At 59.9% G+C, this 13,256-nt stretch carries 15 protein-coding genes; 8 read left to right on the top strand and 7 right to left on the bottom strand.

Going from position 1 to position 13,256, the window contains the following annotated elements:
• Window positions 1-47: 47 nt before the first annotated feature.
• Entirely contained in the window at window positions 48-227 is a 180-nt protein-coding gene (locus AO692_RS32940; protein WP_152979974.1) for a hypothetical protein, read from the bottom strand.
• Between AO692_RS32940 and AO692_RS26120 the strand changes: the two genes are divergently transcribed.
• Window positions 192-1,352 carry a LysR substrate-binding domain-containing protein gene (locus tag AO692_RS26120; RefSeq protein ID WP_152979973.1) on the top strand — a complete coding sequence of 387 codons (1,161 nt, stop codon included), beginning with the start codon at window positions 192-194 and terminating at the stop codon, window positions 1,350-1,352. The genes AO692_RS32940 and AO692_RS26120 overlap by 36 nt on opposite strands.
• On the opposite strand, the gene AO692_RS26115 is transcribed toward AO692_RS26120, so the two are convergent.
• The 3 genes from AO692_RS26115 to AO692_RS26105 form a co-directional block, all read right to left on the bottom strand.
• The gene (locus tag AO692_RS26115) at window positions 1,326-2,099 is read right to left on the bottom strand and encodes an RES family NAD+ phosphorylase (RefSeq protein WP_054312995.1); all 774 of its coding nucleotides are present in this window, start codon (window positions 2,097-2,099) and stop codon (window positions 1,326-1,328) included. The two genes, AO692_RS26120 and AO692_RS26115, sit on opposite strands and share 27 nt — an antisense overlap.
• Window positions 2,059-2,439, bottom strand: a complete 381-nt coding sequence (locus AO692_RS26110) for an MbcA/ParS/Xre antitoxin family protein (RefSeq protein WP_054312994.1) — start codon at window positions 2,437-2,439, stop codon at window positions 2,059-2,061. The genes AO692_RS26115 and AO692_RS26110 overlap by 41 nt, the downstream gene beginning before the upstream one ends.
• A gap of 142 nt (window positions 2,440-2,581) precedes the next feature.
• A complete protein-coding gene (locus AO692_RS26105; RefSeq protein WP_054312993.1) occupies window positions 2,582-3,652 on the bottom strand; it encodes a GGDEF domain-containing protein in 1,071 nt (356 codons plus the stop codon).
• Between the two features lie 366 nt (window positions 3,653-4,018).
• On the opposite strand from AO692_RS26105, the gene AO692_RS26100 reads away from it, so the two are divergent.
• A complete protein-coding gene (locus tag AO692_RS26100; protein ID WP_054312992.1) occupies window positions 4,019-4,378 on the top strand; it encodes a diacylglycerol kinase in 360 nt (119 codons plus the stop codon).
• Here AO692_RS26100 and AO692_RS26095 read toward each other — a convergent pair.
• Together AO692_RS26095 and AO692_RS26090 are read right to left on the bottom strand one after the other, a co-directional pair.
• Window positions 4,360-4,980, bottom strand: a complete 621-nt coding sequence (locus AO692_RS26095; RefSeq protein WP_054312991.1) for a DedA family protein — start codon at window positions 4,978-4,980, stop codon at window positions 4,360-4,362. The genes AO692_RS26100 and AO692_RS26095 overlap by 19 nt on opposite strands.
• Entirely contained in the window at window positions 4,977-5,555 is a 579-nt protein-coding gene (locus AO692_RS26090; RefSeq protein WP_054312990.1) for a DUF1003 domain-containing protein, read from the bottom strand. Before AO692_RS26090 ends, AO692_RS26095 begins: the two co-directional genes overlap by 4 nt.
• A 99-nt stretch (window positions 5,556-5,654) precedes the next feature.
• On the opposite strand from AO692_RS26090, the gene AO692_RS26085 reads away from it, so the two are divergent.
• The 5 genes from AO692_RS26085 (at window position 5,655) to gltX (ending at window position 12,254) form a co-directional block, all read left to right on the top strand.
• Window positions 5,655-6,368 (top strand): DNA-3-methyladenine glycosylase I, encoded by a 714-nt coding sequence (locus AO692_RS26085; protein ID WP_054312989.1) that lies wholly within the window; start codon window positions 5,655-5,657, stop codon window positions 6,366-6,368.
• Between the two features lie 107 nt (window positions 6,369-6,475).
• Entirely contained in the window at window positions 6,476-8,155 is a 1,680-nt protein-coding gene (locus AO692_RS26080; protein WP_054312988.1) for an NAD+ synthase, read from the top strand.
• Between the two features lie 2 nt (window positions 8,156-8,157).
• A complete protein-coding gene (locus tag AO692_RS26075; RefSeq protein ID WP_054312987.1) occupies window positions 8,158-8,565 on the top strand; it encodes a GNAT family N-acetyltransferase in 408 nt (135 codons plus the stop codon).
• Between the two features lie 367 nt (window positions 8,566-8,932).
• Window positions 8,933-10,735: an ABC transporter ATP-binding protein gene (locus AO692_RS26070; RefSeq protein WP_082407563.1), complete on the top strand. Its 1,803-nt coding sequence runs from the start codon at window positions 8,933-8,935 to the stop codon at window positions 10,733-10,735.
• Window positions 10,736-10,880: 145 nt separating this feature from the next.
• A complete protein-coding gene (gltX, locus tag AO692_RS26065) occupies window positions 10,881-12,254 on the top strand; it encodes a glutamate--tRNA ligase (RefSeq protein ID WP_054313039.1) in 1,374 nt (457 codons plus the stop codon).
• Here gltX and AO692_RS33775 read toward each other — a convergent pair.
• The gene (locus tag AO692_RS33775) at window positions 12,172-12,741 is read right to left on the bottom strand and encodes a DUF2865 domain-containing protein (RefSeq protein ID WP_280138672.1); all 570 of its coding nucleotides are present in this window, start codon (window positions 12,739-12,741) and stop codon (window positions 12,172-12,174) included. The two genes, gltX and AO692_RS33775, sit on opposite strands and share 83 nt — an antisense overlap.
• Before the next feature lie 81 nt (window positions 12,742-12,822).
• On the opposite strand from AO692_RS33775, the gene AO692_RS33770 reads away from it, so the two are divergent.
• On the top strand, window positions 12,823-13,191 hold the full coding sequence (locus AO692_RS33770; protein WP_244483498.1) for a hypothetical protein: 369 nt from the start codon (window positions 12,823-12,825) through the stop codon (window positions 13,189-13,191).
• The last annotated feature ends 65 nt before the right edge of the window (window positions 13,192-13,256 follow it).

The raw sequence follows: 13,256 nt of genomic DNA, 5'->3' as shown, positions 1-13,256 counted from the left end.
CGGCATGGAGGGAAAAGGCGTCGAAACCGGCGCCTTTTTTTATGTGATCAACCGACCTGCGTGTCGTTGTTGACGCCCAGGCGTGGCTTCATGGGGCCGGAGCGGGTGTTGCCGTTCTCGCCGACCGGCGTTCCGCCTGTGCCGGGAAACAGGACCTCGAGAGCAGGTGGTTCGCGCAGCCGCAGATAGGTTTGCTCATCGCCTCGCCACAGGCCAATGTCGCGCAACTGCGCGTCATTCATCCAGTTGAAGGAACCGGCGCTGTCGAAGCGGCGCACGCCGGCAATACCGCGGCGAGAAAAGGCCAACCCGGCGATAAGTCTTCCCAACAGCGCTTTCATCTTGGCCTCTGGATTCGGCAAATCGTGCAAAAGCAAAGATGGTGGGTATCGCCTGGTCTGACAAAGCGAATTATCGCAATCTGCCATAAAGAATGCTTATGTATCGGCATGAAGCTGCCGCCTATTGCCGCCATCCGGGCCTTCGAGGCCGCCGCCAGATATCAAAGCTTTACGCGCGCGGCCGAAGAGCTCGGCATGACGCAGGCGGCGGTCAGCTATCAGATAAAGCTGCTGGAGGAGCGCATCGGCGTTCCGCTGTTCGTGCGCGAGCCGAGGCAGGTCACGCTGACAGCTGCCGGCCGCAAACTGTCGCCAAAGGTCACCGAAGCTCTGGATCTGCTTGGATCAGCCTTTGTCGAGGTAGCCAGAAAGCCTGATCTCCACCTGATCATATCGACCCTGCCGACTGTCGCTTCCACCTGGCTCGTGCCTCGCCTGCCGTCTTTTCAGGCTGCCAACCCGGAGATCCGGATCAAGCTGCATACATCGAATGACAGTTTCGATTTTGCCGGGAAAGACATCGACGTGATGATCCGGGGCAGCGATAGCGTGCTGCCCGAGCACGAGGTCTTTTCGCTGTTTCCAATGGAATATGCACCGGTCTGTACAGCCGAATATCGTGAACGGCATGCCATCGTGCATCCCGCCGACCTTTTGAAAGTCCGTCGCTTCGGTGCCCAGAGCTGGTGGGCGCGCTGGCTCCTGGGCGCCGGCGTGGAGAAAGGCGGCGATGACAACCGCATGGATCTGGTGATTGGTGTTCAGACGATCGATGTCGGCCTGACTCTTCAGGGGCAGGGCGTTGCGATGGTGATGCCGATATTCTTCGCCGAGGAACTGAAAAGCGGCCACCTGATACGTCCCTTCGATCATCTCGGACGCGACGACCGCAGCTATAGCCTCGTTTACCCGAAGTCGCGCAGACAGTCGCGAAAGATCGGGCTTTTCCGCGACTGGGTCATCGCCGAAGCGGAAGCGACGCGATCAGCCTTTGCCGCGATCCCATTTTAACGCGACAAGCCGTGGATCGCCGGCAAAGGCGGTGCGATCGAAGCCTATGCGACGCGATGGGAATTCACATAGCGCCTGCATGCCGGAAGCGCTGAGGCGTACGCGCCAGGTCTGCCACTCCGTCGGTTCCGGCTTGCCGAAGATCGTGCAGGTGAGCAGCGCGAGATTCTTGCCCTCCGGGTCCCGTACGGATTGATAGCGGATAGCTTTGAAGCTCACCTCTCGTGCGCTATCCGCCAGGGTTTGACAGGCCGCATAGTCGGTTGGATGCGTCCATGCGACCGCGTCGCGCAGCAGCGGCGGTTTGGTGAGATCCAGCGCCTTGTCGGTGCTGAACGTGGCTGAAAAGGCAGTGTATTCGGCGGCGTCGCGCGGCCAGGGTGTTTCGGGGGATTCCGCGAAGAACAGCAGCCGGTAGAACGACATCTCCGCCACTGCTGTCGCGATGGTCTCTGCGGCGTAGTAGACGCCAAGCGTTCGACCGGCACGGCGGAAACGCGAGCCGTAAGGATAGACCGAACCGTAACGGAACGGCGTGGCGAGCAGATAGTGCAGGTGCCGGCATTCGAAAGGGATATGCGGCTTGGTGTCCTCGATCAGCTCTTCGAGAAGTGTCTGCTCATCCAGTGTGTCGACAAGCTTCAGCGTGGAGACATGGTGCTGCGCCTCGACCATGCGCCAGCATTGTCCGCCGAGGCCGATTGCCTCAGACGAGAGCGCGGCGGGCGTCCAGATAGGCGATGACATCGACAAGTCCGGTAACGGTCAGGATTTTCTCCAGCGGCTTGCCGCCCAGCGCTGTGTTGGCGTTGCGCAACCATGCACGAGCCACTGTCTCGTCGCCACCGGTGATGGCGTCGAGCGACCGGAACAGGCGTATGAACAAGACCGCCAGTTCGAACGGCTTGGAACCCTTGTCGAGCAGGAACTCGCTCTTGCGCATGCGCGAGACGGTAGCCTCCGACACACCGATGACCATCGACAAGACCCGCGCCGTCACGTCCAGTCGTTCGGCGGCCCGCAGTGTCGCCTTGGTGATAACTGCGCTCTGTTCGGTGCGAGGAACTGCTGCAATCCGGGTCGACATGATTCTTCCTTTCTGCTGCAAATATAAGGAAGAGAAATTCATAATGAAAGGTTGTTCATTTAATTTAAGAACAAAGCAAGAACAAACAAGCCGACGGCAATGCCATGGTTGTTCAACATCGCCCGCGTGATAGTTGGCGGGCTCAGTCTTTCTTGTAGATCAGCCAGTTCTTACTGGCACGACCGCCCATAACCGAATGGCGGGTGACGCGGTTGCGACCCTCCACCTTGGAGCGGTAGAGGGCGCGATCGGCCTTGGAATAGAGATCCTCCGGTCCGATTGCCTCCGAAGCCATGCAGATGCCCATTGAAATCGTTACCGTGCCGTAGCTGGTACCGCTCTGGCTGCTGACGAAAGGGGTCTGCTCGATCAGGATGCGGATACGCTCGGCGATATCGAAGGTGGCTTCCTCGCTGGCTCCTTCGAGGATGAGGGCGAATTCCTCGCCGCCGGTGCGAGCGACAAACATGCCGCTGGAAACGCTGGTCTGGAAGATGTCGGCGATGTCCTTGAGGATCTTGTCGCCTACCGGATGGCCGTAACGGTCGTTGATCTCCTTGAAACGATCGATATCGGCCAAGATCAGTGCGCTGAACAGGATGCCCTTGTTGCTGTTGTAGATGCGGGCGATCTCGGCGTCGAAAGCGCGGCGGTTCCAAACCTGGGTCAGGGGATCGGTGTCGGCAAGCAGCTTATATTCCTCGAGCTTCGACTTGACGCTTTCGAGCTCGGCAGTCTTGTCGCCCAACGTGCTCGCCACCTGCTTGCCGTGGTCGATGGTCGAAGTGGTCGCCGTGGAGACCGCGCCAACGATCTTTTCCAAGAGTTCTTTGGAAATCGCGCTGCGATTGGCAAGTCCGTCGGATGTCTCGTCGAGGATCTTGCCGTATTTTTCGATATGGCTGCGTTCGTTGCGCAGCAGCGAGGCGATATCTTCCAGTTCGCGCGCGAGCACGTCGCGCACGTGATCGACGATGCCGTGTCTGTGGTTTTGCGCGAAGAATTTACGCCCGATGCGGTCGAGATCATCCTGCGTTGGCCGCTTGCTGAGGTCGAGCACGGCAAGGCTGAGCTCCGGATTTGTTCCGGCCAGCGCCTCGTAAAAAATCTCGTAGTTGCGCGGCATCGCGATGACGCCGAGTTGCCGCATCGTGGCCACGACAGTGGTCGCAATATCGGAACTCCGCTCAGGCGTGACGGCTGCCGGCTGCATTTGGACCCAATTCCCCCACCAGAACCGACACGAGAACAAAAATCTCTAAGCTGTCGGTTGCAGAACCATTTCGAAGCCGAATCCACACGAAAGACGTTCCGCCAACGACTTTCGCTTGCAAGACCTTAGATGTACTAGCGCTAAAGTTTTCTTAACCTGCCGGTTATTCCGGCGCATTTTTCTACTTGAGGCTGTACTGGCTGCGCAAGTGCAGGGCGCGATATTTTTGTCGGCTTTCAACTTGAATGCGGAAGAATGGAATCGGCAATCTTGGTTGCGGATGACCGAAGGATATCGGATAAGCGCGCCATTCCATCGAAAAGGCGAAATCGAACGAAGCCGATCGTCGGAAAAGGACAGGACTCCATGAAGCGGCTGATCGACGCCTTCCACAACTCCGTTCGCGCGTTCCGCCGGCTCGCGCAAAGCGAAGCCGCCTTCCAGCAGGAATTGATGCTGCTTGTGCTGGCCATTCCGCTTGGCTGGTTCGTCGCGACGAGCTGGAGTGGCTACGCGCTGCTGATTGGCGTGGTTCTTGTGCTCATCATGGTCGAAGTCTTGAACACGGGTATCGAGGCGACCTGTGATGCCATCAGCCGTGAGTTCAACATCGACATCCAGCTCGCCAAGGATTGCGGCTCGCTCGCCGTGCTGATCTCCATCGTCCTTGCCGCTGGGGTGTGGCTGTTCGCTATCGTTGAACGCGTCTACGGCACGTCGATCTGATTTGCGCCGGCGGTTCGGCTTTCTCTTGCCTTTTCTCGGTGAAGCAGGGTCCGGCCAACGGCGACCGCGATCGTCATCACGATGACGCCGATTGCAAACGCGACCAGCAAACGTTCGTGATGAAGCAGGGCACGCCCGACGATCTGTTCCGCGCCGAGGCCGAACAGATAGCCCAAGCTGCAGAAGACTGTCGCCCACACGGCAGCAGAAATAGCATTCAGAACGAGAAACCGGGCAGCCGCAATGCCGGAGAGGCCGGCGACGATACCGCCCAGAATACGCATGCCGTAGATGTAGCGGTTTGACAGCACGTAGATGTTCGGGTGGTCGGTAACGAGCTGGTAGGCGGGATCGAAGCCGGGCTTGCGGCTGACGCTTTGCACGAATCCGGCTTGCGCGAAGCTTCGTCCAAGCACGAAGAAGGCGCTATCGCCGAGAAACGCGCCGGCAAAGACGGCCAGCAGCGTCTGCCAGGTGGCGAAGACGTGCTGGTGGGCAAAGAAGCCACCGAGCATCGCAACGGTTTCGCCCTCTACCAGACAGCCGAGGAAGACGGCCAGCAGCCCATAGTGTTCAATGAAACGATGGAGCGTTTCCGTCATTTGCGGGAACGGCTGCTGGCCGGTTTCTGGATCAGCTTGTTTTCGATCAGCTGCATCTTTTCAGCAAGGCTGGCAATGTCATCGCGCATCGCCACGATCTGGCTGTGCCGCAGCTCGTCCAGCTTCTCGTGCAACGCCATGATCTCGATTTCGGCTTTGAGATTGACTTCATAGTCGTGCGCGGCAGCGGCGCGATCGCGTTCGGCCTGCCGGTTCTGTGACATCATGATCACGGGCGCCTGGATCGCAGCCAGCATCGACAGCACCAGATTGAGGAATATGTAGGGGTAGGGATCGAACGCCCCACCGACCAAAAGAACGCTGTTGAGCAGCGCCCAGGCGACCAGGAACACCAGGAAGGAGATGATGAAGCTCCACGAGCCGCCGATTCTGGCCACCGCATCGGCAATGCGCGCGCCGGCCGTGGTGCTCTGCTGCTCGGTATCCCCGGCATAGAAAGACACCGTCTTGCGATCGATCGCACTCTGCAGCACGCGACGTTCGCTGTCGGTCAGCGCATCGGCATTGCGTGACAGCCAGCGGCCGGCCAGTTCCGCCATGGTCCTGCGTTGCATGGGCTCCTCCCTTGCCGGTGCTTGCGCGTCCCGGCGAACTATAGAAGATAGCGCGAACATTTCACCGCGGCCCGCGCCGCAGCTCGGGGAGGGCGAGGCATGCTCGATTTTCAGCAGATTCGCACCCGCGCCGCAAAGCGCAAGGGTGGTGATGCAGTCCTCGCATCGCTGCTGGGTGCTGTGCCCGACAATGCGACACTTGCGAAGGTGCCTGACGATCGTGTGCTGTCGACCATGGCAGAGCGCGTTTTTGCCGCCGGTTTCGTCTGGAGCGTCATCGAGCAGAAATGGCCTGGATTCGAGGAAGCCTTTCTCGGTTTCGAGCCCAGGCGGCTGCTTTTCCAGCCCGACGATTTCTGGCACGACCTTGCCGCCGACAGACGCATCGTGCGCAACCCGCAGAAGATCCGCTCTGTGCGCGACAACGCGGCTTTCGTCGAGCGGGTGTCGAAGGAACATGGCTCCTTCGGCAAGTTCCTGGCGGCATGGCCGGCGGACGATCAGATCGGGCTGACCGCCTATCTCGCCAAGCATGGCAGCAGGCTCGGCGGCAACACCGGCCAATATCTGTTGCGCTGGCTGGAATGGGACACCTTCATCATTTCGAAGGACATGTCAGCGGCATTGCGGGACGCCGGGCTGGATATTGCCGAAAGCCCGACCTCGAAGCGTGACCTCGACAAGGTCCAGGCGCAGATCAACATCTGGGCGAAGGAGACTGGCCTGCCGCGCAAGCACATCTCCCGTATTCTTTCGATGTCGATCGGCGAAAATCACGCGCCGGAAACCATTCGTGAATACACCGGTGAATGATATCGAAGCCAAGAGCACGGGGGTATTATGCTCATATTGAGCATTGGCATAAGCAGTCTCCGGTCTTGTCCGTTGCAGGCGCAAGGTTGCCACGCTAAACCCTTGTCATGACCAAGACCGCTCCCGACACGCTTCGCATTGCCATCGCCCAGTTGAACCCGACTGTCGGCGACATCGCCGGCAATCTCGCCAAGGCGCGCGAGGCGAGGGCCGATGCTGCCCGTCAGGGCGCCGACCTCGTCTTATTCACGGAACTCTTCATCTCCGGATATCCTCCGGAGGATCTGGTGCTGAAGCCGGCCTTTCTGGAAGCCTGCGAACGCGCGGCCAACGAATTGGTCAGGGATACGACGGACGGCGGTCCGGCTGTCATCATCGGCACGCCGCTGAAGCGCAAGAGCGGCACCCACAACTCCATCCTCTTCGCGGATGGCGGCAAGGTCCTGGGCGAACGCTACAAGATCGATTTGCCGAATTATGGGGAGTTTGACGAGAAGCGTGTCTTCCAGGCTGGGCCTGAGATCGCCGGACCGGTGAATTTCAGGGGCGTCAGGGTCGGCGTTCCGATCTGCGAGGACATCTGGGGCGAACTCGGCGTATGCGAAACACTGGCCGAAAGTGGCGCCGAAATCCTGTTGGTGCCCAACGGCTCACCCTATTACCGGGCCAAGATGGATGTACGCCACCAGGTGGTGATCAAGCAGGTCATCGAAACCGGACTGCCGATGATCTACGCCAATCAACTCGGCGGGCAGGACGAACTGGTGTTCGACGGTGCCTCTTTTGCCATCAATGCCGACAAGTCGCTGGCTTTCCAGATGAGCCAGTTTGAAGAGACGCTCGCCGTCACCGAGTGGAAGCGCAATGCCGACGGCTGGCTGTGCACCGAAGGGCCGATGTCGAAAATCCCCGAGCGGGAGGAGGCTGACTACCGCGCCTGCATGTTGGGCCTGCGCGACTATGTCAACAAGAACGGCTTCAAGAACGTCGTTCTTGGCCTTTCCGGCGGTATCGATTCCGCGATCTGCGCGGCACTTGCCGTTGATGCGTTGGGCGAGGAACGGCTGCGCGCGGTCATGATGCCTTACCGCTACACTTCCAAGGATTCCCTCAAGGATGCAGAAGACTGCGCCCGCGCTCTTGGCTGTCGCTACGACATCGTGCCGATCTTCGAACCGGTCGATGGCTTTTCGCATGCGCTGACGCAACTCTTCGAGGGCACCAAGGAAGGTATCACCGAAGAGAACCTGCAGAGCCGCGCTCGCGGCACGATCCTGATGGCAATCTCCAACAAGTTTGGCTCTATGGTCGTCACCACCGGCAACAAGTCGGAAATGTCGGTCGGCTACGCCACGCTCTATGGCGATATGAATGGTGGCTTCAATCCGATCAAGGATCTCTACAAGATGCAGGTCTACGCGCTCTCGCGCTGGCGCAACGCGCATGTGCCTCCGAGTGCGCTAGGACCTTCGGGTGAGGTCATCCCGAGGAACATCATCGACAAGGCACCCTCTGCGGAATTGCGTCCAAACCAGACCGACCAGGATTCGCTCCCGCCTTATCCGGTTCTCGACGACATTCTGGAGTGTCTCGTCGAAAACGAGATGGGCGTCGACGACATCGCCAAGCGTGGCCATGATCGCGCTATCGTCGAGCGCATCGAACATCTTCTCTACATCGCCGAATACAAGCGCCGGCAGGCCGCGCCAGGCGTGAAGATCACCAAGAAGAATTTCGGCCGCGATCGCCGGTACCCCATTACCAATCGCTTTCGTGATCGGGCCTGAACGTGGCCGACGTCGAGATTTCCTTCGACCCTGGTCGCATCGATTTCGTCGCGACATCCGAGGTCATCAAGGCGAGTTACTGGGGTGCGCAACGCAGCGATGACATCCACCGCCGGGCCTTTGGCAATTCGCTCTGTGTCGCGGCTTTCATGGATGGCGAGCAGGTGGGATTTGCCCGCGTGGTCACCGACTATGCCTGTTTTGCTTATCTGTGCGATGTCATCGTCTGGCCGGATCGTCGCGGCGCCGGTATTGGCAAGAAACTGATCCGCGCGCTGCTCGATCATCCAGATCTCGCCACGGTGGGAGGCTGGAGCCTGCGCACCGCCGATGCGCATTCGCTCTACGCCGGTTTCGGCTTTGAGGTTTCCGAAGACGGCAAGGCGATGCTCCTCAGACGCGGCAGATGAACACTGTCGCCCGCGCCCCGAGTGTTGCAGCATAGCCTCACCGGTTATGCCAAGGCACTTTTGTGACAGAGGCGGGGTTGGCGCGGCAAAATGCCTCTCCTATAAGGTCTGCATCCGCGATTCCCTGACCGGGAGGATACGAATGATGGCATTTGAAAACTCTATACGAGGTAACGAAGCTTAGGTCTTCGATGCTGTTCCCGCTGGAACATGTCATCGCAGAATAGGCCTCGGAATACCTCGACCACCGCCTGTACAGGCCGGTCAGATCCATTTTCGCATCCGCATCCAGGGCGGCTTTAGCTCTCCACCGCGGTGTTTTCTTTACGCTTTTTCGGGATCAGGCACGATTGTGCCTGCAAACATCATGACTCGTTTGAAGATCGATTTGCGCGCTGGCGCATTCGGCAGCGTTCTTGGCTTCACTCTGATCCACTGGCGGCGCCAGCCACTCAGGGTGCTGTTCATCATGTTGATGATTTTGCTTTCGACGCTGGCCGACGTTCTGACGCCGCTCTATTCCGGCCGTCTCGTCGATGCCGTTGCTTCGGGTGCTGCATCGAGTGATGAGGCGTGGAACGCCGCCATTGCCGCATTCGTGGCACTGGTTGGATTGGCATTGTCGTCGGTCCTTTTCCGTAACTTTGGCTTCTACGCCATCGTGGAACTGACGCTGAAGATGATGTCGGATATCTGTGCCGATGCATTCCATCGCGTCCAGCGCTTCTCGACCGACTGGCATGCCAATTCTTTTGCCGGCTCGACCGTGCGCAAGGTCACGCGCGGCATGTGGGCGCTCGACCTTTTGAACGACACGATCCTTATCGCGCTGTTCCCGTCAGTGGTCATGCTGGTGGGCTCAACCGTGCTGCTCGGCTGGTATTGGCCGATGATGGGCCTCGTCGTGGCGATCGGCTCGTTCGTTTTCATTGCCGTCACGGCGATCCTGTCGCTCGCCTATGTTGCGCCGGCTGCGAGGCTTGCCAACTCCTGGGACACGCGGCTTGGCGGTGCTCTTGCGGATGCCGTGAGCTGCAATGCCGTGGTGAAGGGTTTCGGCGCGGAGGCGCGGGAAGAGCAGCGACTGAGCGAGGTCGTCACCAAATGGCATCACCGCACGGGTCGCACCTGGAACCGCGGCACGGTCAACGGCACCACGCAGGGCGTGATGCTGCTGATCTTGCGCACAGCGGTTATCGGTGTCGTGCTGTTGTTGTGGTTGCGCGGCCAAGCCTCGGCAGGTGATGTCGCATTCGTACTGACGTCCTTTTTTGTGCTGCAGGGCTATCTGCGTGATATCGGCATGCACATCCGCAATCTCCAGCGCTCGATCAACGACATGGAGGAGCTGGTCGATTTTCAGGCGCAACCGCTCGGCATCGAGGATGTGCCGGGAGCCGAACTGTCCCACATCACCGATGGCGGTATCGTGTTCGATCACGTCACCTTCCACTATGGCAACCATCGCGAACCGCTCTACCGTGACTTCTCGGTGGCGATCGAGCCGGGTGAACGGGTTGGCCTCGTCGGTCACTCGGGATCGGGCAAGACGACCTTCGTCAAGTTGATCCAGAGGCTTTACGATATCAGCGGCGGGCGCATCCTCATCGATGGCCAGGATATCTCGCAGGTCACGCAATCGTCGCTGCGCCAGCAGATCGCCATCGTTCAGCAGGAGCCGATCCTGTTTCACCGTTCGCTTGCCGAGAACATCGCCTATGCGAGGCCGGACGCCACCCAGGCCGAGGTCGAGGAAGCTGCGCGCCTTGCCAGTGCGCACGACTTCATCACCAGGCTGCCCAAGGGCTATGGCACGCTGGTAGGCGAGCGTGGCGTCAAGCTTTCGGGCGGCGAACGCCAGCGCGTGGCGATCGCTCGCGCTTTCCTTGCGGATGCGCCGATCCTGATCCTGGACGAGGCGACTTCGAGCCTCGATTCGGAATCGGAGGTGCTGATCCAGCAGGCGATGGAAAGGCTGATGGTCGGCCGCACCACGCTTGTCATCGCTCACCGTCTGTCTACGGTCAGGGCGCTCGACCGCCTGTTGGTCTTCGACCGCGGCAAGATCGTCGAGGAAGGCTCGCACGAAGATCTGATCCGCCTGAGCGGCGGTATCTATCGCCGGCTGTTCGAGCGGCAGGCGCTGGAATTGACCAAGGGTCTCGTCTGAGACCTGCAGGCTTAAGATATGGAACGGATCGCATCGAACGATGCGGTCCGTTATCTTTTATCTGAATTGCGTTGCCCTATTTCCGGCCGATCGAGGTCTTAAGGCGATCCTTGCCAAGGTCCAACGCATCCGCTACGCCCCCTTCATGACAGTTACCGTCCGTTTTGCTCCGTCGCCCACCGGCCGCATTCATATCGGCAACGCGCGCACCGCGCTTTTCAACTGGCTGTTCGCGCAAAAACACAAAGGCCGCTTCATCCAGCGTTTCGACGATACCGATACGCTGCGCTCGAAGCAGGAATATGCCGATTCCATCCTTTATGACCTGCATTGGCTGGGTATCTTCCCGGACGCCACAGACTATCAGTCGCGCCGCGTGCATATCTATGATGCGGCCGTCGAGCGCCTGAAGCAGGCTGGGGTGCTCTATCCCTGCTATGAAACGCCCGAGGAACTGGATCTGCGGCGCAAGATCCGTCGCACGCGTGGCTTGCCGCCCGTCTATGGACGGGAAGCCCTGACATTGACCGCCAAGCAGCTCGCTGACCTCGAGGCTGATGGCCGTCGTCCGCACTGGCGTTTCCTGCTGCCCAACTTCAAGAGTGATCCACAGGAGCCGGAGCGCACCGATATTCATTGGAACGACCTTGTGCGCGGCGAAGAGACCGTCGATCTGGCTTCCGTGTCGGACCCGGTTCTGGTGCGCGAGGATGGCACATACCTCTACACGCTGCCTTCGGTGGTCGATGATGTCGAGATGGGCATCAGCCATGTCATCCGCGGCGACGACCACGTCACCAACACCGGCGTGCAGATTGCCCTGTTCAAGGCGCTCGGCGCTGATGTCCCGATCTTTGGGCACCACAATCTTCTGACCACCACGACAGGTGAGGGGCTTTCCAAGCGAACCGGCTCGCTGTCGATCGAAGGGCTGCGGTCGGATGGCATCGAGCCGATGGCGGTCGCCTCACTCGCGGTCCTGATCGGCACGTCGGAAAACGTCCAGCCGATGACGAACATGAGTGAACTTGCCGCGCATTTCGACCCCGCGACGACATCCAAATCCGCGTCCAAATTTGATCCGGAAGAGCTGGTGGTGCTCAATCGTGGCCTGATGCATACGCTTTCCTTCGCCGATGCGCGCGATCGCCTCGCCGTGCTTGGCGTGTCCGGCGACAAGGCTGAACAGTTCTGGAACGTCGTGCGCGGCAATCTGGATCGTTTGAGCGATGCGGTCTCCTGGTGGCGCATCGTTCATGACGGGCCGCTCGACAAACCTGAATTCGAGCCGGAAGAGCGCCAGTTTCTGCGCGATGCGTTTGATCTTCTGCCGGAAGAGCCCTGGACGGCAACGGTGTGGAAGGAATGGACGAACAAGGTGAAAGAAGCCTCTGGCCGCAAGGGCAAGGCTTTGTTTCTGCCATTGAGGCTTGCGCTTACCGGGCTTGCTTCTGGGCCGGAGCTTGCAGATCTATTGCCGCTTCTGGGTCGGGAAGGAACGTTGGCCCGACGACCCTGACTTTGCGTTGTTCCGGCGGCAAGGCCGAGGCCGGCGAGGCATCGGGTTTCTTCAACAGCTGGCGGATGGCCGCGATGTCGAGATGTCCCGATGCATTGGCCTGCGTCTCGGGGTCTTCGGCCGGGTCAGGCTTGTCTGTCGGGGTCGGCAGGAAAGGAGCGCCGGAACCGGCACTGGCTTCAGGCTGGGCTGCCGGCGGGTTGCCGGCGATGATCCTGAAGTTCTGTGCGGCATTGCAGCCGCAGCCTTGCGGCAACGGCTGGTCGGGGCGTTTGTACAGAAAAGCTGCCGGAAGGTCCGAATAGGGACGTCCGGTGCTCGATGAGGTCATGGTTGCGGGATCTCCGGCCACGCCACGTGAATAGAAGACCTGCATTTCTGTTCCGGGGCAGCCTGCCTCGCAGCGGCTCTGGTCGCGCTGAAAGTCGCTGACAGTGGCACGATTTGACATCGGGAAGAAATAACCATCACAGGTGCGCACGCACATCGTGCGGAATTCACCGGACGGCGAAGGGACGAAGGTTGCACCAAGTGCCGCATCTTCCGACGCGGCTCCCATTTCGCTGCCTTGCCCTCCGCTCGCCGCCTGAACGCGCGTTTCGGTGGTCGGCTTGCCATCGCACTCGTTGGTTTCAAGCGCCGCCAGCACGCGACCGCGATCGCGTCGCGGGTAACCTTTTCCAATTTGCGCGCGTTTGCGCTGAAGCTTGTCGAGATTGGTGTTCATCCTGTCGATGGCGGCATTGAGCGCCGCACACTGGCTGATGCTGCCGCCGAACAACGAAAAACCACAGCCAGCGTCGCGCGCCTGAGCGCGCGCCTTGGCCAATTCGTTATTTTGACGAGCAATGGCACCCTCATAGCGGCGCTGTTGGCCAGCACCGCCGCCTTTCTGCAACGAAGCAAGTTCCGCTCGCAACTGACGGCAGATGCGTGAGGCGGCCTCTGTTTGTTTCGTGGAACAAAAGACCAGCGCGATGACGCAAAGCAGCGTCCACGCAA

The sequence above is a fragment of the Mesorhizobium sp. 1M-11 genome (assembly GCF_001303895.1).
Classification (GTDB): Bacteria; Pseudomonadota; Alphaproteobacteria; order Rhizobiales; family Rhizobiaceae; genus Mesorhizobium.
The sequence above is the reverse complement of the archived record's forward strand: the minus strand, read 5'-3'. Positions and strand labels throughout refer to the sequence as shown.